The following is a 22,624-nucleotide window of genomic DNA, read 5'->3' on the forward strand; positions in this document are numbered from 1 at the left end:
GGAACCACGCGTCTTAGATTGACAGCGCCTCGTCCAGAAATTCTTCGAGTTCTTGTTTATGCTTGCTCATCAGTCCCGTCGCCGGAGACGCCGCCGCTGGACGCCCGACATAGCGCGCGCGCTTATGCTTGGCGTCGATCTGACCCAGGGTCCATTCAATATTCGGGTCCATGAAGAACCAGGCACCCATATTTTTCGGCTCTTCCTGACACCAGATCATCTCTGCGTTTTTAAATCGCTGAAGTTCCTTGATCAATGAATGCGCCGGGAACGGATAGAATTGCTCGACACGCAACAAATAGACATTATCGATGCCGCGCTTTTCGCGCTCCTCAAGGAGATCGTAATAGACCTTACCGGAGCACATGACGACGCGCTTGATCTTGGCATCGGAAACGAGCTTGACCGTCGATCCGGGCTTATATTCCGCATCATCCCAAAGCACTCTGTGGAATGACGAACCCTCGCTCATTTCAGCAAGCGTGGATATGCATTTTTTGTGACGCAGAAGTGATTTTGGCGTCATCAGCACCAAAGGCTTGCGGAAGTTCCGGCGCATCTGGCGGCGGAGAATATGGAAGTAATTCGCAGGCGTCGTACAGTTCGCAACCTGCATATTGTCTTGCGCACAAAGCTGAAGGAAGCGCTCAAGGCGCGCCGATGAATGCTCCGGCCCCTGACCTTCATAGCCATGCGGCAACAACAGAACCAAGCCACACATCCGAAGCCACTTGCGTTCACCGGATGAAATGAATTGATCGATAATAGTCTGCGCGCCATTGGCGAAGTCGCCAAACTGGCCTTCCCAAAGAACGAGAAACTTCGGATTGGCGAGAGAGTAACCATACTCAAAACCCATCACCGCGAATTCTGAAAGGTTCGAATCATGAACCTCGAATGTCGCATTTGCACCATCCAGATGGCGCAACGGCGTATAGGTTTTCTCTGTCTCTTGATCGATGAAAACGGCGTGACGCTGCGAGAATGTACCGCGCCGACAATCCTGACCAGAAAGACGTACACCAAAGCCTTCTTTGACGAGGCTACCAAAAGCAAGCGCCTCAGCCGTTGCCCAATCAATTCCTTCGCCGCTGTCGAACATTTTCTTTTTCTGTTCGAGAATCCGGCCAAGCGTCCGGTGCAGATTGAAACCTTTTGGCGCACTCGTAAGCGTATTGCCGATTTCTTTTAAATCATCGACAGCAACAGCGGTGTCACCGCGCCGATCATCATCGACGGGCGGCACGAAACCTGACCACTGACCATCGAGCCAGTCGGCCTTGTTCGGCTTGAAACTTGTTGCCGCCGCAAATTCATCGTCGAGGAAATTGCGGAACTTGGCTTGAGTGTCATCGGCCTCGTCCGAGCCAACAACCTTTTCGTCGATCAAGCGCTTGGCATAGATCTCGCGGGTCGTTTTCTGGCTACGGATCTTTTTATACATCCGCGGCTGGGTGAAGCTCGGCTCATCGCCTTCATTGTGACCGAAGCGGCGGTAACAGAACATGTCGATGACCACATCGGAGCCGAATTTCTGACGGAATTCGGTTGCGATTTTCGCGGCATAAACCACGGCTTCGGGGTCGTCGCCATTAACGTGGAAGATCGGGGCTTCGACCATCTTCGCCACATCGGACGGATAAGGCGAGGACCGAGAGAATTTCGGGCTCGTCGTAAAGCCAATCTGGTTATTGACGATGAAATGGATCGTCCCGCCAGCGCGATAGCCGCGCAGCCCTGAAAAACCAAAACATTCCGCAACAATACCCTGACCGGCAAAGGCGGCATCACCATGCAGCAAAAGCGGCAGAACATGGGTACGCGGAGCATCGAGATCCGGCGGCTCGATCCGGTCCTGTTTGGAACGGGCCTTACCAAGGACAACCGGGTTCACCGCCTCAAGATGTGAGGGGTTCGCCGTTAGCGACAAGTGAACTTTATTGCCATCGAATTCCCGATCGGAAGACGCGCCGAGGTGGTATTTAACGTCACCTGAACCGCCCACATCATCCGGGGTTACTGAACCACCCTGAAATTCGTGGAAGATATGGTGATATGGCTTGCCCATCACCGCCGCCAATACATTCAGGCGACCTCGGTGCGGCATACCGATAACAATTTCTTTTACGCCAAGCGCGCCACCGCGTTTGATAATCTGCTCCAGCGCAGGCACCATGGCTTCGCCGCCATCAATACCAAATCGCTTCGTGCCGGTATATTTGGTGTTGAGAAAGTTCTCGAAACCTTCCGCCTCGACCAGCTTTTGATAGATTGCGCGCTTACCTTCGCTGGTGAAGGTAATGTCTTTATCCGGACCTTCGATGCGTTGCTGCATCCAGGCTTTTTGCTCCGGATCCGTAATATGCATGAACTCAACAGCAAAAGTGCCGCAATAGGTCCGCTTTAGAATGTCGAGGATCTGACGCAGGGTCGCTGTTTCAAGCCCAAGGACATTATCGATAAAAATCGGACGATCCATATCCGCTTCGGTAAAACCGAGCGATGCGGGATCGAGTTCGGGATGGACGGTTTTATTCTGAAGCCCGAGCGGATCGAGGTCAGCGATAAGATGACCACGAATCCGATAAGCCCGGATCAACATCAACGCGCGGAGCGAATCCTTGGTGGCCTGACGAACATCGGCCAAAGACGCAACTTCGGCAGGGCCAGCGGCGATGCGCTTTTCGATTTTCTCTTTCAGCTTTGGCTCAAGCGCCGACCAATCACCATCAAGCGCGGCTGTCAGCTCGCCATTGGCGCGGGGCGGCCAGTCCTTGCGAGCCCAGCTGGGGCCAGCAACCTGTTTGATTTCGTCGGAAATATCCGCTTCGCTTGCAAAGAAATCTCGCCATTCCTGGCTCACCGAGCCAGAGTCTTCCTTGTAACGAGCGTATTGCGCTTCGAGATATCGAGCATTCGAGCCCGAGAGAATTGTTTCTGTTTCCGGCTTATCAGAAGCCGCGTTTGCGGGAACTTCCCCGTCCTTGGCCATTACCCTATCCGTCGTTACGCCGTTTTACGCTAGCCCCTTAGATACGTCACGTTGCGCGGGTTTCAATCAAAATACACTGCCCATAAACGATAAAAGCATTTATTTTTTGAGAATTTCCAAAAGTGTCCGCCCCATAGCCGCCGGGGTCGGAGAAACGGCAATTCCCGCGCTCTTCATCGCTTCGATTTTTGCCTCTGCGGTGTCATCTGCACCAGAGACCAATGCACCAGCGTGCCCCATGCGGCGTCCTGGCGGTGCGGTTACGCCCGCGATAAAGCCAACCGTTGGTTTTTTGATCTTGTGCTGGCTCAGGAATTTTGCCGCTTCCGCTTCTGCGGAGCCGCCGATTTCACCAATCATGATGATTGAATGTGTGTCATCATCATGGAGGAACATGTCTAGAATTTCGATAAAGTCGGTGCCTTTAACCGGATCGCCGCCAATACCGACACAAGTCGACTGGCCGAGACCGGCAGCTGTTGTCTGATGCACCGCTTCATAGGTAAGCGTGCCTGACCGCGAAATAACACCCACATGGCCTTTACGGTGGATATGTCCCGGCATAATGCCGATCTTGCATTCATCCGGCGTAATCACGCCCGGGCAGTTCGGGCCAACAAGGCGCGTCTTTGATCCATCAAGCGCGCGCTTAACCTTGACCATATCCTGCACGGGAATGCCTTCGGTAATGCAGATCGCAAGCGGGATTTCTGCGGCGATGGCTTCAAGGATTGAATCCGCAGCAAAGGGCGGCGGCACATAAATCACCGTCGCGTCCGCGCCAGTTTTTTCTTTCGCCTCGGCAACCGTATCGAAAATCGGCAGGGTCGCGCCGCTTGCTGCGTCGCCGGCTTCCCACGTCATTCCGCCTTTGCCCGGCGTTACACCACCAACCATTTTCGTCCCATAGGCAATCGCCTGTTCAGTATGGAACGTACCGGTTTTACCGGTGAGACCTTGGCAAATAACTTTTGTATTTTTGTCGATGAGAATAGACATTGATGAATTGGCTCCGGCGGTTCATTTACTGAGGCGGTCTTATAGGCGCACGCCATACGCTGCAACAGCTTACCCCCACGAAAAATGGCCTTCCGCACCATTATTTGTCGCAGAACATAACCGCCGGCTATGAGATCGCGCAGATTTGTACTTTTCTTCGCCGAAAAACGCGCGAGCGAAGCCGTTGCACGCGCACCGTTAGGTCAAAATCTTATGGCCCGCACGCTGTGCCACCCAGTGGCGGGGAGGAAATGAATCGAAATCGTCACAAAAGCTTCGTTGCAGTGCAACATTTCAAGCGCAAAGAGGCCGCGCTTTGAAGCACTCCTTGCTTTTGAAGCCCCTCCAACTTTCAGACCGCGCACAGCGCGGTCTTTTTTTTGGCCTACGCTCTAAAGCGTTGGTAAATCGAGTTTTGAGCGATCAGTGATTTCTTCGCCAGTGTTTAGCGTTCCGGCATTTTCGATCAGCATGATCCAGCACTCTGCTACGGCGACAGGCTTGTGCTCCTGATTGGCAGGCACCTTGAGGAAATCCCCTTCACTCATCGGGATGATCCATTGCCGGTCATCATCGCGAAAATGCATCTCAAAGGCACCTTTGAGGACGAAGAACGCTTCTTCGATGCCGTCATGATGGTGCCAGTCAAACGCTCCCTCGATCTTGGCGAGACGCACATCCTGACCGTTGACGCATGATGCAATATGAGGAGACCAATGTTCGGTAATCTGATCGAACGCCTCCAGAAGGTTTATTTTTTTCGGCACTTGCGACATTTACTCTTCCCGCTATTCGCTTTTCAGGTCGATGCTGTAGCGAGCCTTCCCCTGACTAAGCCGGTCCGCAAGCTCAGGCATGATAAGGCGCATTTCATCAGCCAGCCGCCATGGGGGATTAATGACGAGCATTCCCGACCCTGCCAGACCGCCATTGCGCTCCACCGAGCGAACATCAAGCCGCACATCCAGTGTTTTCAATTCCATTGCCGCCACCGCATCACGCAGGCTTTGATCCAAGCCGTCGCCCGTGACCGGATACCAGATCCCATAAATTCCCGTTGCGAAACGCTTTAGCCCCTCGCGCAGCATGCGCACCACTCGCTCGCCCTCATCCGTTAGCTCATAGGGCGGATCAATGAGGATGAGCCCACGCCGCTCCGGCGGCGGCGATGTCGCCTTTAAAAAAGCGGTCGCATCGAGATTTGAAATCTTGATCCGCGCCGTATCGCCATAACGCGCAATAAGCGTTTCATAATCGACTGGGTGAAGCTCGTTCAGGCTGATTTTATCGCCCGGTCGCAACAGCCAATCAGCAATCTCCGGCGATCCCGGATAAAATGTTGTGGTATCCGGATTATTTACCGAGCGCACCGCATCGCGCCACGGCGCAATCATGCGCTCGGCGTCGTCAGAGAGTGGAATGGGCGCACCATCCGCTGCGAAAAGCCGCCCGACACCGTCACGCCACTCAAATGTCTTTTCAGCTTCCGTACTCTCAAGGCCGTAAAGACCAATGCCCGAATGTGCGTCAAGCACGCGGAAAGGCTTATCTTTTTGCTTGAGGTAATCGATCACCCGCGCAATCACGATGTGTTTTAAAACATCCGCATGATTGCCGGCGTGATATGCGTGGCGGTAATTCATTCGTCGCGTCAGCCCCTGATGGCTCTATGCGCGTGTGGGAGCCACCTTTTCAAAAGACAAAACTTTTTCGATGAAGTCTTCAGGAATCGGTGACGGTTCCTGCGTCTTGGGATGGGCGTGAACGTAGACCATCTTGCCTTCGGTCATCAATTGATCGCCGCGGAAGATCCCGGCCACTAGCGTCATAGACGAGCGACCAAAGGAAACGCAGCGCACGCCAATATCGAGCATGTCGTCGAATTTGGCCGATGCGCGGTAATCCGCTTCTGCATGGACCGTGAAAAATTCGGTCGTGTCGGAACCCATAATCCCGAGCGCGCGCAGCCATTCGGTCATCGCAACGTCGATAAACAGGAAATAATTGACGTTAAAAACGATGCCTTGGGCATCGCACTCCGCCCACCGCACACGCAATGGGTGGAGGAGCGCGAAATCTTCTTTGTTCTGCATGGACAGAATTAGCCCTGAACCGCAGCGACAACCTTTTTCGCAGCGTCTTCAAGGTCGTCAGCAGCCGTAATGGCGAGGCCTGAATTCGAGAGGATTTCCTTACCCTTTTCGACATTCGTACCTTCAAGACGAACCACGAGCGGATCTTCGAGGCCAACCTCTTTCACCGCAGCAACAATGCCCTCGGCAATGATGTCACAACGCATGATGCCGCCAAAGATATTGACGAGAATGCCCTTAACGCCCGGATCAGTGGTGATGATCTTGAACGCTTCGGTGACTTTTTCCTTGGTCGCGCCGCCACCAACATCAAGGAAGTTTGCTGGCTCGGCACCGTAAAGCTTGATGATGTCCATGGTCGCCATGGCAAGACCAGCGCCGTTCACCATGCAGCCAATATTGCCGTCGAGCTTGACGTAAGAAAGGTCAAATTCTGATGCTTTCAATTCGGCTGGATCTTCTTCGGTCTCGTCACGAAGCTCTAGGATGTCCGGGTGACGGAACAATGCATTCGGATCGAAACCGACTTTTGCGTCGAGCACCAGCAGATCGCCGCCCTTGGTGACGATCAGCGGATTGATCTCAAGCATGCTCATGTCTTTTTCGACAAAGGCTTTGTAAAGCGTCGGGATCAGCTTGCCGCACTGTTTTGCAGCAGGGCCGGAAAGGTCGAGCGCCTGGGCGATGCGGCGCGCGTGATGCGGCATGCAGCCCGTTGCCGGATCGATATTGATCGTGACGATTTTTTCCGGGGTCTCTTCTGCGACTTCTTCGATATTCATACCGCCTTCGGTTGAGGCGATGAATGCGATACGGCCAGTGCCGCGGTCTACGAGCGCAGAAAGGTAAAGCTCTGTCTCAATATCCGAGCCATTTTCGATATAAACGCGGTTGACCTGCTTACCCACTTCGCCGGTCTGCTTTGTCACGAGCGTTGCGCCCATCATCTGTTTTGCAAATTCCGCAGCTTCCGCAGGCGACTTGGCAAGACGGACACCGCCCGCTTCGCCGGCTGATTCTTCTTTGAACTTGCCTTTACCGCGGCCACCAGCATGAATTTGCGCCTTCACGACATAGAGCGGGCCCGGAAGTTCCTTCGCTGCGTCTTCTGCTTTAGCAGCGTCGGTTACGATGCGTCCCTCGGAAACGGGTGCGCCGTAGCTCTTGAGGACTTGTTTGGCCTGATATTCGTGAATGTTCATGTGGGCTCCGTCAGGAAATAAGACTATCGATCTGGCTTGGGGTTATAACTACGCCGCACCAACTGACAACAGGTCATTTGCTCACAAAGCCATCAAAGTCGCGCACGAATGTCTTTTAAGGTCTGCTTTTGGTGACCATCCCGGTCAAAATTGCCGGGATCGAGCCATTTTTCGAATGCAGCCGCGATCGCGGGCCATTCTGAATCGATCATTGAAAACCATGCAGTGTCGCGATTGCGACCTTTCATGATCTGGTCCTGACGGAATATTCCTTCGAATTGAAACCCCAATCGAAAGGCTGCGCGTTTGGACGCCTCGTTGGCGTTATCGCATTTCCATTCATATCGGCGGTAACCGAGGTCTTCAAAAATATACCGCGCCATCAGATACATGGCTTCGGTCGCGCCGGGTGTCCGTTGCAGCTTTCGCGAAAAAACCACGCAGCCCACCTCGGCAGAACCAAACTCTTCTCGGATGCGCATATAGCTCGCAGTGCCGAGAGGTTCGTTCGTCTGGGCATTGAGAATGAGATGAATTTTCCAATCCGCCCCCACGGTCATCATCCCATTGGACAGTTCATCGGGTGATGCGAATGGTCCTATCGGAATATAGGTCCAGAGATCATTATCGCCCACACCGCAAATTGCAGGGAATAGCGCCGCCGCATCACGAGGGAAGATTGCGGGCTCGATGCGGACAAACCGTCCGGAAACGGAGGGCAAATCGGGCACAGGCCGCGCCGACCAGTTCGCAAGGTCCGTCACGTTCTCGGCTCCTGTTCTAGCGACCGGCAATCCATTGCAAAATCGACTGCGCGAAGTCTGACAGCGTATCATCCCGCGCGCCCATTATGATAACACGGTCGCCGCTTTTCACATGTTTTTCGATATAATCCCGGCAGGCGTCACGATCGGGCAGTGCAACCGCTTTGCGACCACCATCATTAACGCCCTTTACAATGTCGTCGCTGTTGACCGAGCGGTCGACCGTCCCGCCAAAATAGACAGGCTGGGGCATGATTAAAACATCATCAGGACCAAGATTATTGACAAAAGTCTCGATAAATTCGGACTTCATTTTTTTGAGCGGGCCGAACCCATGCGGCTGAAACATAACCAACAAGCGCCCGGGGAACTCGTGCAGGGTTTTCAGGCTCGCAGTAATTTTGTCAGGGTTATGCCCAAAGTCATCGATCAGGGTGATTTCTTTTTCCGTCCCCACAAATTCGAGCCGCCGGCGGACCCCTAGAAATTCGCCCAGCGCCGCCGCCGCATCAGCGAGCGGAACACCACATGCCCGCGCCGCTGCGATTGCCGCGAGCGCGTTGGATACATTATGGCGGCCCGGCATTTTGAGCGATATGTCAGCGCTTTCACTGCCTTTATGGAGAACCGTGAAAGAAACGCCAAAAGGTTGGGGCCTGATTTTGGTGGCAAACAGGTCTGCGCTGTCGTCGCGCAGGGAATAAGTCAACATGCCGCCTTCATGGCTTTTCGCAAGGCGCGCTGTCTCGTCATTATCGAGATTAAGAACCGCCAATTCAGACCGGCCGATAAAACCGCCAAAGAGCGCGCGCAGCTCGTCCATTGTTTTATGATCAAGCGAGATATTGTTCAGCACAGCAATTTTGGGACTGAACATCGCGATGGAGCCATCGCTTTCATCGACTTCGGAGACAAATTCGTCACCGTCCCCCACAAGGGCGCTCGCAAATAACGCATCATCCGTGACAAAATTCTTCATGACCGCGCCATTCATCACGGTCGGTGAATGGCCCGCGTGATGAAGGATCCAGCCGATCATGCCCGTGGTCGTCGATTTGCCAGACGTGCCTGCGACGCCGATGGGACGGCGCGATTCATTGAAAAGCTTTGCAAGAAGCGCCGCCCGCGAAAGACGCGAGGCCCCGAGCTTATTCGCCGCAACAACGTCAGGCACAGTATCTTCAACTGCGGCCGAAGCGACCAAAATCTGGCTGGCGCGGACAAGTCCGGAACCGTCCTGGGGGTGAAGGGCAATGCCCAAATCACGCAAATAGTCGAATTTTGCGTTGCTACGCCCTTGATCCAGCGCCCGGTCGGAGCCTTCGACATGGGCCCCACGGGCATTGACGATCATGGCAAGCGGCAACATGCCAGACCCGCCAATTCCGCAGAAAAAATAGTCTTTTGTTTCACTCATAGACGGATCGCAGTAACGCAAATTAAGTAATAAGTGGTAAGCACTGAACAATTATTCGATGACAAACGCCACAAAACATATTGCCCTCGTCTGTCCCGGCGGACCTATATCGCGCGAACTCGCCGATAATGTGGCGGATATCGCCCAAAAAGAGCATGGCGACAGGGTTCGGCTTCATTTCCACGACCAGTGTTTTTTCTCCTGCGGGCATTTCGCGGGAACCGATACCGAGCGCAGCGAAGCGTTATTAGCCGTCGCGAATGACCCGAAATTTGATGCCGTTTGGTTTGCCCGGGGCGGTTATGGTGCCGCTCGGCTCGATGAACAGCTTTTCACGAAGCTCAATGACTATGCGAACAGAAAAACCTATATCGGCTATTCCGATGCAGGCTTTTTATTGGCGCGGCTCCATAAAGAGAATATTGGCCACCCGGTGCATGGCCCCATGCCCACGGACTTGCCCAGAAATAATGGCGAAACGGCCATAAAGCGGGTGCTGGAATTTCTGGTTAGTGGCGACACATCCGAGATCGAGCCGAATGCCCTCTCCGGCAAACCGGTTGCGGCATTTAACATCACCATTCTGGCCCATCTTTGCGGCACCGATTGGCTGCCCGACCTTTCCGGTCACGTCATCATGCTCGAAGACGTCGCGGAATATCTCTACCGGATCGACCGCGCGATGTTCACAATCACCAGCAATCCAAAAATCGCTAATGCCGCCGGAATCCGACTTGGCCGGGTCAGTGACATTCCCGAAAATGATCGGCCTTTTGGCGAGAGCGATGAGGAATTGATCAAAAACTGGTGCGCGCGGAAAAACATTCCCTATCTCGGTCGGGCCGATATTGGGCATGATGCGGATAACAAGATCGTGCCGTTTGGCGCAACTTTATGCGCATAATCACCGCGCAGAACAAATATCGATAGCACAAAACGCCACAGCCTCCTCCTGATTGAGGGATAAGTACCGTAGCGGCGCTTGACAGTCGCGTACATTTATCGCTCTTACGCAGACGCAAAATTGGAGTGCGTATAATGGAAGTGAATGTCGCCGTTGTTGGCGCAACTGGAAATGTCGGCCAGGAGATGCTGGCCATTCTCGAAGAACGTCTTTTTCCTGCCAAGGAAGTTTATGCATTGGCTTCGCGTAAATCGATTGGCCGTGAGGTTTCTTATGGTGACCGAACGTTGAAATGCCGCGATCTTGAGACGTTTGACTTTTCCAAGGTTGATATTGCGCTTTTCGCTGCTGGTGGTTCTGTTGCCAAAGAATGGGCACCGAAGGCCGCAAAAGCGGGCGCGATTGTCATCGACAACTCATCCCATTTCCGCATGGATCCGGATGTTCCGTTGATCGTGCCAGAGGTCAATGCCGATGCGGTGCTTGATGTGCGCAAGAAAAACATCATTGCCAATCCGAATTGCTCAACCGCTCAATTGGTGGTTGCCCTAAAGCCGCTACATGATGCCGCTAAAATCAATCGCGTCGTGGTTTCAACCTATCAATCGACATCCGGTGCCGGCAAAGAAGCCATGGACGAGTTGTTCAATCAGACGAAAGGAATTTTCGTCAACGACAACCCGACCCCATCGAAGTTCACAAAGCAAATCGCATTTAACGTTATTCCGCATATCGACGTTTTCATGGAAGACGGCTTCACCAAAGAAGAATGGAAGATGGTGTCGGAGACGAAAAAGATCCTCGATTCCAAAATCAAACTCACCGCAACCTGCGTCCGTGTTCCAGTCTTTGTCGGTCACGCAGAAGCGGTCAATGTTGAGTTGGAAAATCCGCTTTCGGATGATGAGGCTCGTGAAATTTTGCGCGAATCGCCAGGCCTGCTGGTCGTCGATAAGCGCGAAGATGGTGGCTATGTCACGCCGGTCGAATGTGTCGGCGATTTTGCAACCTTCATCAGCCGTATTCGCGTCGACCCAACGGTCGAGAACGGCCTTGCCTTCTGGTGCGTCTCAGACAATCTCCGCAAAGGTGCGGCGCTCAATGCGGTGCAGATTGCTGAACTCGTCCTAAATCGCGGCCTCGTGAACAACGCTGCCGCGTAAAATCGCAATTTTCGGGTAGGCCCGGTTGCCCTCTCGGCCTATAAGGCGAGACCGCAACCGGACCACCTGAGATGTCTGAATCACAAACGCCAGCGCAAAGCGCTATTCGCCTCGGACTTATTACCGGGGTGATTGCCTATTTTATCTGGGGCATCTTTCCGATTTATATAAAATCGGTGGACGCTGTATCCGCCATGGAAATCATGGCACACCGTATTTTGTGGTCTGTCCCTTTTGGCGCGCTCATCCTCACCTTTCGTCGTCAATGGCCAGAGGTCTTGGGGGCCTTGGGCGACAAGCGTGTTCTTTTTATGCTGGCGCTCGCAGCAATCTCAATCGCAGCGAATTGGTATATTTATGTGCTCGCTGTTCTTGGTGGCCGCGTTCTCGAAGCAAGCCTTGGCTATTATATCAATCCATTGATGTATGTGGCTGCCGGGGTTTTCATCCTCGGTGAAACGCTACGCAAAGCGCAAATTATTGCCGTTGCGTTGGCATCAGCAGGTGTGCTGACATTAACATTTGGCGCTGGGGTTTTCCCCCTAACGTCAATATTGCTAGCAGCACTTTTTACCGCATACGGATATATTCGAAAAACCACCAACGTTGGGGCAATGCCGGGACTCTTTATTGAAGTATGTCTCTTGTCACCCATCGCGTTGATTTATCTGATTTGGCTAATCAAAGCTGGCAACGCTGTTTTCCTTTCCGGCGAAATCGGAATGGATATCTTGTTAGTGTTAGCAGGCCCTGTCACGGTTATACCGCTTGTTTGCTTTGCACTCGCCGCGCGCCGGTTACGCCTTTCAACGCTGGGGTTTTTGCAATATATCGGCCCGACGCTCCAATTCGCGCTTGGGATTTATTTCGGCGAAAAATTTACCCTTTATCACGCGATTTGTTTTGGTCTGATCTGGACTGCGCTCGCAATATTCAGCTTTGATGCCCGGCGCGCGAGTGTTTTACCGCGCCCGGCCCTGCGCACAAATTAGCCTAAGAATCACTATCGCTCAGGCGCTTCAACGTGCCGGAATAGCTGAGTAGCGGCTTACCGTCCGAGGTCACCATGCCGCGCGCAAAAATTAATTTTCGACCCGCGCGGGTCACCTCGCCGGTCGCTTCGATAAACGCCCCAATAGGGCCGGGGCCGAGAAACTCTGAATTCATGGTCACGGTGAGGCCGCGAAAAAAACCAACCTCTCGCGCGCAGATATCCCAAAGTGAAATATCCGCCAGCGTCATCAACGCGCCGCCATGAACAACGCCTGCAAGATTCGCATGATGCGGCTCGGAGAAAAAACCGACGCCCGGCTTTGGTCCGGGGTCGCGAAAATAGAATGGCCCTGCTTGACCGCTAAAGGTCTCGTGATGGGATTGCAGTTGCCAACCCGCAGGGATTATCGGTTCATTTTTGTCAGTCATGAAGGAATGACAGAGCAAATTGGCCTATAAGGCAATGATAAAGCGCAGGTGCAAAAAATACTTGCAGTCGGCAATTGTTCCAAGGACTGTTTGAGTATGTCAAAGTTTCCGAACCCCAAACCGATCAAAGCTGGTGAAACGACATTTGCAGTCTATGAAGCCGACGGTGACCCGGACAGGAAACGTCCGCCCGTTCTCCTTGTCCATGGCTGGCCTGAAATTGCCTATACATGGAAAAATCAACTCGGTCCGCTTGCCGATGCGGGGTTTCGCGTTATCGCTTTTGATCTCAAAGGGTTTGGATATTCAGATGCCCCCAAAGATCCTTCGCTTTATGACGCAAAGACCATCACGGAAGAGTTTTGCGGCTTATTGGACGCGCTTGAAATCGATAAAGCCATTTTTTGCGGCCATGATTGGGGCGGCAGCCTGATCTGGAGCATGGCGCAGCTACATCCGGAACGGGTTGCCGGTGCTATTGGTCTGTGCACCCCGCTGCGACGCCGCGCGCCGGTGGAGCCGATTAGCATTTTACGCAAACGATTTGGCGATATTCATTATTTCGTCCAATTTCAAACGCCGGAGGTCCCTGAAACCCTATTCGCGACGGATGTTGAACGGTTTGTAAAATTGATGTTCAGACGGCCCGTAGCGCGGGATAAATGGGCCGCGCTGGTGCCAGATATTTTTGACGTACCCGGAAGGTTTAAAAACGCATCCGAGCCGAGTGACAGCGGTATGATTATATCGCCGGAAGACGCGCAGGTTTATATTGATGCCTATCGTCATAGCGGTTTTCACGGCGGCATCAATTTATACAGAAATGTTGATGAAAATTGGCGCTATATGGCCAACCGCGATGAGATGGTGCGCGTGCCGTCACTTTGGGTGGGGGCAGAACTTGATTTATTCCTACCGCCGGAAACCGCATCCGATATGGATGAACTTGTATCGGACCTAGAAAAACATCTCATTCCCGATTGTGGACATTGGGTTACATGGGAAAAACCCAACGAGGTCAACAACATCATGATCGACTGGCTGAACCGTCGATTTTCAACTTAATTTATCAAAAGTTCCCGCATAGTTTTTCGTTAAAATCTCATCATACGGATAAGTTTTCAGTTATCTGCCTCTGTCACGGTTTCACCAAGGCGTAACGGAGACAGAAATGAAAATGATAATCACGCTATTGGCGATGGCGCTGGTGCTTGGTGCGGCACCGGCGGCTGCAGGATCGAAACTCGACAAACAAACGCCTTATCGCGCGCAACCGCGCCCGGTCTATTCTCTGGACATCGCACAAAAAAATCTTCAGATACTTGCTGTCACAAGGCTCGCCCGAGCCGATACGCAAATGCGCCGGGAACACCTTGATGATTGCGAGACGATGGGGAAAATCTATCCCGGCTATCCACAACCGGCTTTTGTCAGCCTTGATCTGAGATTGAGATTTTGACTAAAGGCAATCATATACCGCATCGATCGAACGAATGGCGCGCGGATCACCCACCAGATACGGTGACATTTTATTCATTACATACGCGATCGACAGATTGTTTTCAGGGTCAACCACCACACAGGAACCCCCAAATCCCGCATGGCCAAACGCATTTTCGTTTTGCCCAAAATGGCGGTTGATGTTTCGCATTAAACCGGCAGCCCATGAGAGCCGAAACGGAAGCACCAAATCATCACCGGTGATGCGTTCCTTCAAGGCTTGCTCGATCGCAGTTTCGGTTAGAGACTGATTTCCGTTCATGGCAATGCCACCATTTGCAAGCGGATGAACGATCGACGCGAGCGCAGCGGCGGTGCTGTGCATGTTCGACGCCGGTATTTCTGCGGCCATCCAATCTTCGCGCGATACCCGCGCCGGCGCGGCCCAAGGCTTTAGAAAAGCGAGTTGTTTGAATTCATTCATTACACCAAGGTCAGGCGCTTTTGGCGGTTTGGGCATAAAGCTGGCCCGCGCCATTTCCGCTGGATTTAATCCGCAAAAAATAGACAGCCCAGCCTCATCGGTAATTTCGCGAATAAGCGTTCCGACGGTTTTCCCTGTTACGCGGCGCAATAACTCTCCCGCCATGTAACCAACCGTCTGCGGATGATATCCGTGGGCAGAACCGGGCTGCCACAGCGGTTCCATATTTGCCAGCTTGCCGGTGATGACATCCCAGTCGAGCCAGCTTTCCGGTGCCATCTCCTCAGGGAAGCCGCAAAGCCCCGCTTGATGAGAAAGCATTTCGGCGACGGTTATCGTCTCTTTTCCGGCCGCACTAAATTCGGGCCAATAGGCGGCGACGGGTTTGTCATAGTCCAACTTGCCGTCGCTGACCGCACGGGCCATCAGAAAGCTGACAACCGCCTTGCCGCTAGAATAAATGCAGGCAATGGTTTGATCTGTCCAAGGATGTTCTTTCTTTCGGTCGACAAAACCGCCGCGAATATCAACCAGCAATTCGCCGTTCTGGACCACCGCAAAGCTGGCACCCAGTTCGAGCCCCTCTTCAAAGTTCTTTGAAAACGCATCAGCAACAGGCTGAAAATCCGGTGTCAGTTTTCCCGCAGCATTTGGGACGGCGGCGTTGGTCCAGTTCATGGTCTCTCAATCAACTAAAAGCACAAGCAATACCGGCGCGAGCAATCGCCCCTGCGGCACGTGGGTTATCAATACTTAGTAGCGCATCAAGCGATTCGCCCGGCGACGCAGCCTCGTTGATATTGCCGATAAAATCAGCCACCGCCCGCAAATCACTGCGACTCAGGCGATCATCAAGCTCGTTGCCCATACATCTGGCTTTGTCTTCGGATAGGCCGAATTCAACGAACCGGTTTTCGATGCGCATACGCGGCGATACGGTGGCACAGGCGCACGCGAGCAAGAGGATACCGAGCGCAATAAATTTCGACATTTGTGGCTCCCTTTTGGCCGATCAAAGAATTCTCGACCTTACTGGCGTTTCGCATCTATTTCCTTAAGACGCCAGATCAAAGAATCCAAACGATCCTGACCAAAAAACGGTTCCCCATCGAGCACCATCAATGGCACGCCCCAATGATATTCCAGCTGATTGGCCTCGTTTCGGGCAATTGTCGATTGAATTTCATCGCTATTTTCGGTGATCCACGCGTCAAGCGCCGCTATATCAAGGGCAACCGACGCAGCAATGTCGTTCAGCGCCTTTTCACTGGACCAGTCCTCGCCGGACCATATGCGGCGCGATAGGGCCTGCGCAAAATCAAGGCTTTTGCCAAAGTGTTCGGCAGCGATTGTCAGATCCATGACGCGATTGAGAAGCGGCTGTTCCGGAGCCACTTTTCCGCTCTCCATATCCATATTGATCGGGTCAGGATTGGGTAACGAAAAAGGAATGCCAAGGCGCGCGGCCTCTCGGGGGGCATCGCGAAAAAGATAAGGGAGAAATTGTTTCCGGCCACGTTCGAAAAAGTCAGGCTCGCGCATCGCAAGCGGACGCACCGGGCGAAAATGAACGTCGATGGCGAATTCGTCACGGATTGAAACCAGACGATCAATCGCCAAATAGGAATAGGGACTGCGGAAAGACCAATAAATATCAAGCGTTGGCATGGTGCCCGTCCTTACCCTCTCATCGTGATTGCATCATTGGTGGGCGGCGTATATGCGTCAATCATATCAGAAAGGTTTTTAAATGGCCCGCACGCTACGCATTGCTGTTCTTCAAGCCGCTTTTGGCGACGATATGGACGCTAATATTGAAACGGTCGCACGTCTGACCCGCGAGGCCGCAAAAGACGGCGCGCAGGTCATATTACCGCCAGAACTGTTCCAGGGCCCCTATTTCTGTAAGACCGAAGACACGGCACATTTCGCGGCCGCTTATCCCTATAAAGAACATCCCGTGGTTACCAAGCTTGCGCCACTGGCCGCGGAATTAGGGGTTGTTTTGCCGCTTTCGATTTTCGAACGGGATGGTCAGGAATATTACAACAGCCTTGTCGTCGTAGACGCTGATGGTTCCTTGCTGGACCTTTACCGCAAGAGCCATATTCCTGATGGCCCGGGCTATGAGGAGAAATTCTATTTCCGCCCCGGCGACACCGGGTTCAAAGTCTGGGACACGAAATTTGGCCGGATCGGCGTTGGCATTTGCTGGGATCAATGGTTCCCTGAGGCCGCACGGGCAATGATGCTGATGGGCGCTGAGGTTTTATTCTACCCGACGGCGATCGGCACAGAACCTGAAAACCCATCACTTGATACACAGCCGCGCTGGCGGCGGGCCATGACCGGCCACGCGGTGTCGAATGTCGTGCCTGTCGCTGCTGCGAACAGAATTGGCGACGAAGGCGGCCAGTCATTCTATGGCTCTTCGTTCATACTTGATGAAGGCGGTGATTTTCTGGGCGATATGAGCCGCACAGAAGAGGGCTTCGTCGCCGCGACTATCGATCTTGATGAAATCGCAGAAACAAGAGCGGGATGGGGCTTTTTCCGTGACCGCCGACCAGACCTATACGGACGGTTGACCGGCGGTCGCTAAATCAAGAGGCCTGCTGTGCCCGCTTTTTGGCCAGCAATCCGGCATCTTCCTCATCGAGCGTCCAAGCGGCTTCATCGATATCGAGATCTTGATAATCCAGCGGATCAAAGACCGGCCTGATCCCCCTGCGCCGCTGGGAATCGAAGTCGCGCATAACCCGTAATCCAATCGGGAATAAGAGAACCAACGCGAACAGATTGACCAATGCCAGAAGGCCCATCGCAGCATCAGCAAAACCAAATGCTGCGCTCAGATCGACATTCGCGCCGACCAAAACAAAGCCCAGCGTCGCGATACGGAAAATATTAAAGACGAACTTGTTGTCGCTCACGAAGAAATCGAGCGCGTTCTCGCCAAGAAAGTAATTATACATGATCGAGCTGAACACGAACAACATCAGCGCAAAGGCAACAAAGTCATCGGCCCAAGCGCCCACATGCGCCGCGAGCGATATCTGCGTCAGCAGCACGCCATCGATATTCGGGTCCGTAATATCGACACCAGAAAGCAAAATGATCGACGCGGTACAGGTACAAATGATCAGTGTATCGATGAAAACGGAAAATGCCTGAACAATTCCCTGCCGCGCAGGATGCCGGACATAGGCCACCGCCGCAACATTTGGCGCTGAGCCTAGTCCTGCTTCATTCGAGAAAAGGCCGCGCCGGATGCCTTGTGTCAGCGCAACGCCAATACCGCCTGCAACCGCTTCGTTCAGGCCGAATGCACTTTCAACGATGGTCCACAGCGCCATCGGCACTTCGGTAATCCGCGTGGCGAGAATGAATAATACCAACGCGATATAGCTCACCGCCATGACCGGGACGACAATTTCAACCACGCGCGTAATACGATTGACGCCGCCAAAAATGACAATGCCAACCATCGCGGCCAGCACCACGCCGACCGCCGGCGCGGGCACGCCAAATGCGCCGTTAATGGATGTTGTTACCGCGTAACTCTGTAAAACATTGAATGCAAAACCAAAGGCAACAAGCAGCAAAATGGAATAAATGCCGGCCAAGATCGGTGCCGCCGGGCCCAACCGTTTCTTCAATCCGTGCTGAATATAGAAAGCCGGCCCACCGCGGAAATTGCCAGAAGATTCGCGTCGCTTGAACAATTGCGCAATGGAGCATTCAAAAAAGCTCGTCGCCATGCCAACAAGACCGACGAGCCACATCCAGAACACGGCACCGGGACCGCCCAGAGCAATTGCAACGGCAACGCCGGCAATATTACCCGCACCGACACGTCCCGCGACGGAAAGCGCCAATGCCTGAAAAGATGAAGGTTGATCGGTCTTTCGTCCGAATGCCTGCCGGAAAATCGAAAACATTTCCGTGAAATGGCGGACTTGAACGAAATTCGATCGGATCGTGAACCACAATCCGATCGGTACAAGGACGAATAAGAGGAGTTTACCCCAGATGATTGCGTTTATTGCCGCGAACATATTTCTCGCTTTTTGCGTTTTGTAATTAAGACGGGATGCTGATCCCTAACGCACTTTAGCAAGAATGTCGAATTTCGCGGCAAATTCCGCTAACGCTTAGTCCTTTTTGACGAAAGTCACTGCGAAAAGTGAGTCGCCTTCGAACAAATCTTTTGGCGCGTCCATGCCTTCGATCATCTTGAAAACGCGCGGTGTGATGGAACCTTCCATGCGGTAGCCGCGTTCGGCCATTTTCCCGCGGTGGAACTCCAACGCAGCAGCGGTGAATTCGCGTGCCAGGATCGTGATACGTTCAGGTTCATTCGACATGAGTATGCGGCCTTCTTATTGGTCTCAATTAGAAATATGGTTTCGCGCGGAATATGGCGAGACGCAAGTGCCTTGTCCACTGATGAACAAATATTCGCATTATCCCGCGCGTTCGGCGAACTATTCAGCCGACAAAGGCGTTAACAAGTGTTCGACATTCGTGAGATCACCGTCAGTTTCCACAGGTGTCAGGCCCAGAATCTCCGCAATAATGCCGTAAACCTCGACATTATCGAACGGCTCGACGACAGCGCCATCGGCAAATCGCGGCCCTTCACCAATAAAGGTCGCCAGCATTGACGGAGCGTGACGGTCATAACCATGAACACCCCCAAGCGGCGCTGCCGGATATTTCGCCGTGAGCACCTCCCCAAACAACAGCCAGCCGACATCGGCCACAACCACGATGTCACCGGTGCGCTCAGGGTTGTTGACGTGCCAGCGCTTGGGCAGGTTCTCGCGCCGGTAGACCGTGAAACTGTTCGTCAATGAGGCTTTTGAAAGCGCTGCGTAAGCCGCATCAATATCGCCGCCATCATCGAAAATATGTATGAGCGGGCTACGCCCCGCCCCATCGGGTCCGTGAAATTCCGGAATGAAGAGACCGTCAAAAGAAACAAATTGATCAAGATTGATGATATTCGTGTCGGGGACATTTGCCATGCCATGATCTGAGACGACAATGAAATTGGCGCGATCGCCAAGGCCAAGCTCTTCAACACCGGCCATTAGTGCGCCGACTTGCGCATCAACTTCTGCAATGGCCTGACGCTCTTCTTTTGACCCGACGCCATAAACATGCGCTGCGGAGTCAACGGCGTGGAAATAGATCGTTACAAAGCGCGGGCGCTCCTCAATCGGTTTGGCCAGCCAAGAAAGCACTTCTTCCGTACGCGCATCATATGGCTTCATATGTTCATAGGGCAGCCAATAGCTTGGGCGCACACCGCCAATTTCCGCCTCGGACCCAAGCCAGAACATCGTGCCGGCTTTCACGCCCTGTATTTCTGCGGTAACCCAGATTGGCTCCCCGCCCCACCATTCGGAAAGAGAATGTTCCGAACGCGCCATAACCCGATCAAGATGACGACTATAGGTAGAATTAGAAACAATGCCGGTATTCTCGGAATGAAGCCCAGTGGCTAGCGCATAGAAATTCACAAAAGTCACGCTAGGCATCGACGGATACATGCCCTTGGCGCGAACGCCACTCGCCGCTAATGCCCGCAGATTTGGCGCAGCCTCCGGGAACCGATCAATCGCATCATTCCGCAAGCCATCAAGCCCGATCAGGATCACATACTGGTCGTTCTCATTCTGCGTCGTGGACGCAGCGGCCTTAGTGGTTCCAGCAACAATTGGCGGGGTGGCGCAGGCCGCAAGGCAGCCCGCAAAACAAAGCGACAATAGGTTTTTTTTCAACGATTGGATGATTGCAGACATGATCTCTCCGATAGTTCGAAGACTTACTTATCATCCAATCGTGACACTATGGCAAAAAGAAATCAGCTTTCTGTGGGTGCCAATTTCCGCTTTTCCATCATCTGATCGAAATTCGCCCAGACACCGCTATCACCATGCCAATCGCCGCGCGTCGCAGCTTTGGAGTATTCCGTTGCACGCGCCTCGAAGAAGTTCGCATGTTCAACGCCATTCAAAATTTCCGTCAGCCAAGGCAGCGGATGTTTTTCGACACCATAAATTTTGGGCAGATCCAGTTGATCAAGACGCCAATCAGCAATGTACCGGATATATTGCTTGATATCCTCCGGGGTCATTCCCTCGACCGAACCCATCTCGAATGCGAGATCGATAAACTTGTCTTCAAGCCCCACAACGGTCTTGCAGCAATCGACAATATCGTCCGCTACAGCCTTGGTGACGCAATTCGTTTCCCGTGCAAAGGCGTGATAGAGCTTGATGATGCCTTCACAGTGTAGCGATTCATCGCGGATCGACCATGTCACGATCTGCCCCATGCCCTTCATTTTATTGAAGCGCGGGAAGTTCATGAGCATTGCGAAAGACGCAAATAGCTGAAGCCCCTCAGTGAAACCGCCAAACATCGCCAGTGTCCGCGCGATGTCTTCATTCGTATCCACACCAAATTGCTGCATCATATCATGCTTGTCGCGCATTGCCTCATATTCGAGGAATGCGGAAAATTCCGAATCCGGCATGCCGATGGTTTCGAGCAATAGCGCGTATGCCGCAATATGAACGGTTTCCATATTGGAAAACGCCGACAACATCATCTTGACTTCGGTCGGCTTAAACACGCGCGCATAGCGCTCCATATAATTGTCGTTCACCTCAATATCGGATTGCGTGAAAAAGCGGAAAATCTGTGTCAGGAGATTGCGCTCGGAGTCATTCAGCGTATTCGCCCAATCTTTACAATCTTCGCCGAGCGGCACCTCTTCGGGCATCCAATGAACCTGCTGCTGGCGTTTCCAGAATTCATAAGCCCACGGATAGCGGAATGGCTTGTAGGCATGGGAAGGTGTCATCAAGCCAGGCAAAGAAGAATTCAACGTCGATTCATTGAGCATTTTGGAAATCCTGAAATCAGTTTTATCGGAATGCGCCAATTGGCGTGCCAATACCCTATTTTGTGCCTTCATTTGATTTCACACGCAAGATATCGGGGTCTCACAATCTGAAGGAGTTTTCCCTGTGGATAACTTGCTGGCAGGCCGCACCGAATGCAGGCGACCACGGCGGCGGAATATCACCGCGAAATTTTCATTCAATTACAAGACTTGCATCCCATAGCTGCCTGCGCTTGATGAAAGCTCAAACGACCAAAGGACTGACCCCATGGATGTAACCGCCCTCGCTATTCCGGAAGTTAAGCTCATTACGCCGCGGCGTTTTTCGGATGATCGTGGTTTTTTCAGCGAAACCTATAACGCAAAGGCGTTCAAGGCTGCTGGAATTGAGTGCGATTTCGTTCAGGACAATCACTCCTATTCCGCGCGCCAAGGTACGGTCCGCGGCCTACATTACCAATCGCCGCCCTTCGCCCAAAGCAAGCTCGTCCGGGTTTTACGAGGGGCGATTATTGATGTGGCCGTTGACGCACGAAAGGATTCGCCAAGCTTCGGCCAGTGGGTCAAAGCCGAGATAAGCGCCGAGAATGGCACCCAGATTTTTGTGCCGAAGGGCTTTTTACATGGTTTTGCGACCCTCGAACCGGATACCGAAGTGGCCTATAAGGTCGACGCCTTTTATGACGGGGCCAGCGACGGTTCGGTAAAATGGGATGATCCGGATCTGGCGATTGATTGGGGCATTCGGCCCGAATCAGCATCGCTCTCGGAAAAAGACGCAAAAGCCCCAGAATGGGCCGATTTCTCGTCGCCATTCTGATTTCA

General features: G+C 53.0%; 23 protein-coding genes. 7 read left to right on the forward strand and 16 right to left on the reverse strand.

Annotated elements, in window-relative coordinates; genetic code table 11:
• Window positions 1–13: 13 nt before the first annotated feature.
• The 8 genes from ABFZ83_RS10570 to ABFZ83_RS10605 all read right to left on the reverse strand — a co-directional run bounded on the left by ABFZ83_RS10570 (window position 14) and on the right by ABFZ83_RS10605 (window position 9,467).
• Window positions 14–2,992: a 2-oxoglutarate dehydrogenase E1 component gene (locus ABFZ83_RS10570; protein ID WP_411816518.1), complete on the reverse strand. Its 2,979-nt coding sequence runs from the start codon at window positions 2,990–2,992 to the stop codon at window positions 14–16.
• 99 nt (window positions 2,993–3,091) lie between these two features.
• Window positions 3,092–3,991, reverse strand: coding sequence for a succinate--CoA ligase subunit alpha (sucD, locus tag ABFZ83_RS10575; RefSeq protein WP_411816519.1), 900 nt, complete (start codon window positions 3,989–3,991; stop codon window positions 3,092–3,094).
• A 392-nt stretch (window positions 3,992–4,383) separates the two neighbouring features.
• Window positions 4,384–4,767: a cupin domain-containing protein gene (locus ABFZ83_RS10580; protein ID WP_411816520.1), complete on the reverse strand. Its 384-nt coding sequence runs from the start codon at window positions 4,765–4,767 to the stop codon at window positions 4,384–4,386.
• 12 nt (window positions 4,768–4,779) lie between these two features.
• Window positions 4,780–5,634: a 23S rRNA (adenine(2030)-N(6))-methyltransferase RlmJ gene (locus ABFZ83_RS10585; protein ID WP_411816521.1), complete on the reverse strand. Its 855-nt coding sequence runs from the start codon at window positions 5,632–5,634 to the stop codon at window positions 4,780–4,782.
• Window positions 5,635–5,658: 24 nt separating this feature from the next.
• The gene (locus ABFZ83_RS10590; protein ID WP_411816522.1) at window positions 5,659–6,084 is read right to left on the reverse strand and encodes an acyl-CoA thioesterase; all 426 of its coding nucleotides are present in this window, start codon (window positions 6,082–6,084) and stop codon (window positions 5,659–5,661) included.
• Between the two features lie 8 nt (window positions 6,085–6,092).
• Window positions 6,093–7,286 carry an ADP-forming succinate--CoA ligase subunit beta gene (gene sucC / locus ABFZ83_RS10595; RefSeq protein WP_411816523.1) on the reverse strand — a complete coding sequence of 398 codons (1,194 nt, stop codon included), beginning with the start codon at window positions 7,284–7,286 and terminating at the stop codon, window positions 6,093–6,095.
• Window positions 7,287–7,378: 92 nt separating this feature from the next.
• On the reverse strand, window positions 7,379–8,050 hold the full coding sequence (locus ABFZ83_RS10600) for a GNAT family N-acetyltransferase (RefSeq protein WP_411816524.1): 672 nt from the start codon (window positions 8,048–8,050) through the stop codon (window positions 7,379–7,381).
• Window positions 8,051–8,066: 16 nt separating this feature from the next.
• Window positions 8,067–9,467, reverse strand: a complete 1,401-nt coding sequence (locus ABFZ83_RS10605; protein ID WP_411816525.1) for a UDP-N-acetylmuramate--L-alanine ligase — start codon at window positions 9,465–9,467, stop codon at window positions 8,067–8,069.
• Window positions 9,468–9,525: 58 nt separating this feature from the next.
• Between ABFZ83_RS10605 and ABFZ83_RS10610 the strand changes: the two genes are divergently transcribed.
• The 3 genes from ABFZ83_RS10610 to rarD all read left to right on the forward strand — a co-directional run bounded on the left by ABFZ83_RS10610 (window position 9,526) and on the right by rarD (window position 12,526).
• Complete coding sequence (locus ABFZ83_RS10610) at window positions 9,526–10,371, forward strand: LD-carboxypeptidase (protein ID WP_411816526.1); 846 nt, start codon at window positions 9,526–9,528, stop codon at window positions 10,369–10,371.
• Between the two features lie 134 nt (window positions 10,372–10,505).
• On the forward strand, window positions 10,506–11,534 hold the full coding sequence (locus ABFZ83_RS10615; RefSeq protein ID WP_411816527.1) for an aspartate-semialdehyde dehydrogenase: 1,029 nt from the start codon (window positions 10,506–10,508) through the stop codon (window positions 11,532–11,534).
• 71 nt (window positions 11,535–11,605) lie between these two features.
• The gene (rarD, locus tag ABFZ83_RS10620; RefSeq protein ID WP_411816528.1) at window positions 11,606–12,526 is read left to right on the forward strand and encodes an EamA family transporter RarD; all 921 of its coding nucleotides are present in this window, start codon (window positions 11,606–11,608) and stop codon (window positions 12,524–12,526) included.
• 1 nt (window position 12,527) lies between these two features.
• On the opposite strand, the gene ABFZ83_RS10625 is transcribed toward rarD, so the two are convergent.
• Window positions 12,528–12,956: a PaaI family thioesterase gene (locus ABFZ83_RS10625; protein ID WP_411816529.1), complete on the reverse strand. Its 429-nt coding sequence runs from the start codon at window positions 12,954–12,956 to the stop codon at window positions 12,528–12,530.
• Between the two features lie 96 nt (window positions 12,957–13,052).
• On the opposite strand from ABFZ83_RS10625, the gene ABFZ83_RS10630 reads away from it, so the two are divergent.
• Both ABFZ83_RS10630 and ABFZ83_RS10635 read left to right on the forward strand, forming a co-directional pair.
• Complete coding sequence (locus tag ABFZ83_RS10630) at window positions 13,053–14,021, forward strand: alpha/beta fold hydrolase (protein ID WP_411816530.1); 969 nt, start codon at window positions 13,053–13,055, stop codon at window positions 14,019–14,021.
• Window positions 14,022–14,127: 106 nt separating this feature from the next.
• Entirely contained in the window at window positions 14,128–14,415 is a 288-nt protein-coding gene (locus ABFZ83_RS10635; protein WP_411816531.1) for a hypothetical protein, read from the forward strand.
• Here ABFZ83_RS10635 and ABFZ83_RS10640 read toward each other — a convergent pair whose 3' ends face one another.
• Genes ABFZ83_RS10640 through ABFZ83_RS10650 form a run of 3 tightly spaced genes read right to left on the reverse strand, consistent with a single transcriptional unit; the run spans window position 14,416 to window position 16,548 of the window.
• Window positions 14,416–15,558, reverse strand: coding sequence for a serine hydrolase domain-containing protein (locus ABFZ83_RS10640; RefSeq protein WP_411816532.1), 1,143 nt, complete (start codon window positions 15,556–15,558; stop codon window positions 14,416–14,418). It lies immediately after the preceding gene.
• A gap of 10 nt (window positions 15,559–15,568) precedes the next feature.
• Window positions 15,569–15,871, reverse strand: coding sequence for a hypothetical protein (locus ABFZ83_RS10645; protein WP_411816533.1), 303 nt, complete (start codon window positions 15,869–15,871; stop codon window positions 15,569–15,571).
• A gap of 38 nt (window positions 15,872–15,909) precedes the next feature.
• Window positions 15,910–16,548, reverse strand: coding sequence for a 2-hydroxychromene-2-carboxylate isomerase (locus tag ABFZ83_RS10650; RefSeq protein ID WP_411816534.1), 639 nt, complete (start codon window positions 16,546–16,548; stop codon window positions 15,910–15,912).
• Between the two features lie 82 nt (window positions 16,549–16,630).
• Here ABFZ83_RS10650 and aguB point away from each other — a divergent pair, with 82 nt between their 5' ends.
• Complete coding sequence (gene aguB, locus ABFZ83_RS10655) at window positions 16,631–17,482, forward strand: N-carbamoylputrescine amidase (RefSeq protein WP_411816535.1); 852 nt, start codon at window positions 16,631–16,633, stop codon at window positions 17,480–17,482.
• Between the two features lies 1 nt (window position 17,483).
• Here aguB and ABFZ83_RS10660 read toward each other — a convergent pair whose 3' ends face one another.
• From ABFZ83_RS10660 to ABFZ83_RS10675, 4 genes are all read right to left on the reverse strand, one after another.
• Window positions 17,484–18,938: an alanine/glycine:cation symporter family protein gene (locus ABFZ83_RS10660; RefSeq protein WP_411816536.1), complete on the reverse strand. Its 1,455-nt coding sequence runs from the start codon at window positions 18,936–18,938 to the stop codon at window positions 17,484–17,486.
• 96 nt (window positions 18,939–19,034) lie between these two features.
• Window positions 19,035–19,247, reverse strand: a complete 213-nt coding sequence (locus ABFZ83_RS10665) for an AMP nucleosidase (RefSeq protein ID WP_411816537.1) — start codon at window positions 19,245–19,247, stop codon at window positions 19,035–19,037.
• A 120-nt stretch (window positions 19,248–19,367) separates the two neighbouring features.
• Window positions 19,368–20,690: an alkaline phosphatase family protein gene (locus ABFZ83_RS10670; RefSeq protein ID WP_411816538.1), complete on the reverse strand. Its 1,323-nt coding sequence runs from the start codon at window positions 20,688–20,690 to the stop codon at window positions 19,368–19,370.
• 62 nt (window positions 20,691–20,752) lie between these two features.
• The gene (locus ABFZ83_RS10675; RefSeq protein ID WP_411816539.1) at window positions 20,753–21,799 is read right to left on the reverse strand and encodes a ribonucleotide-diphosphate reductase subunit beta; all 1,047 of its coding nucleotides are present in this window, start codon (window positions 21,797–21,799) and stop codon (window positions 20,753–20,755) included.
• Window positions 21,800–22,067: 268 nt separating this feature from the next.
• On the opposite strand from ABFZ83_RS10675, the gene rfbC reads away from it, so the two are divergent.
• On the forward strand, window positions 22,068–22,619 hold the full coding sequence (gene rfbC, locus ABFZ83_RS10680) for a dTDP-4-dehydrorhamnose 3,5-epimerase (RefSeq protein ID WP_411816540.1): 552 nt from the start codon (window positions 22,068–22,070) through the stop codon (window positions 22,617–22,619).
• The last annotated feature ends 5 nt before the right edge of the window (window positions 22,620–22,624 follow it).

Origin of the sequence: Hyphococcus formosus, assembly GCF_046736345.1 — a bacterium.
In the GTDB taxonomy this organism is placed as follows: Bacteria; Pseudomonadota; Alphaproteobacteria; order Caulobacterales; family Parvularculaceae; genus Hyphococcus; species Hyphococcus formosus.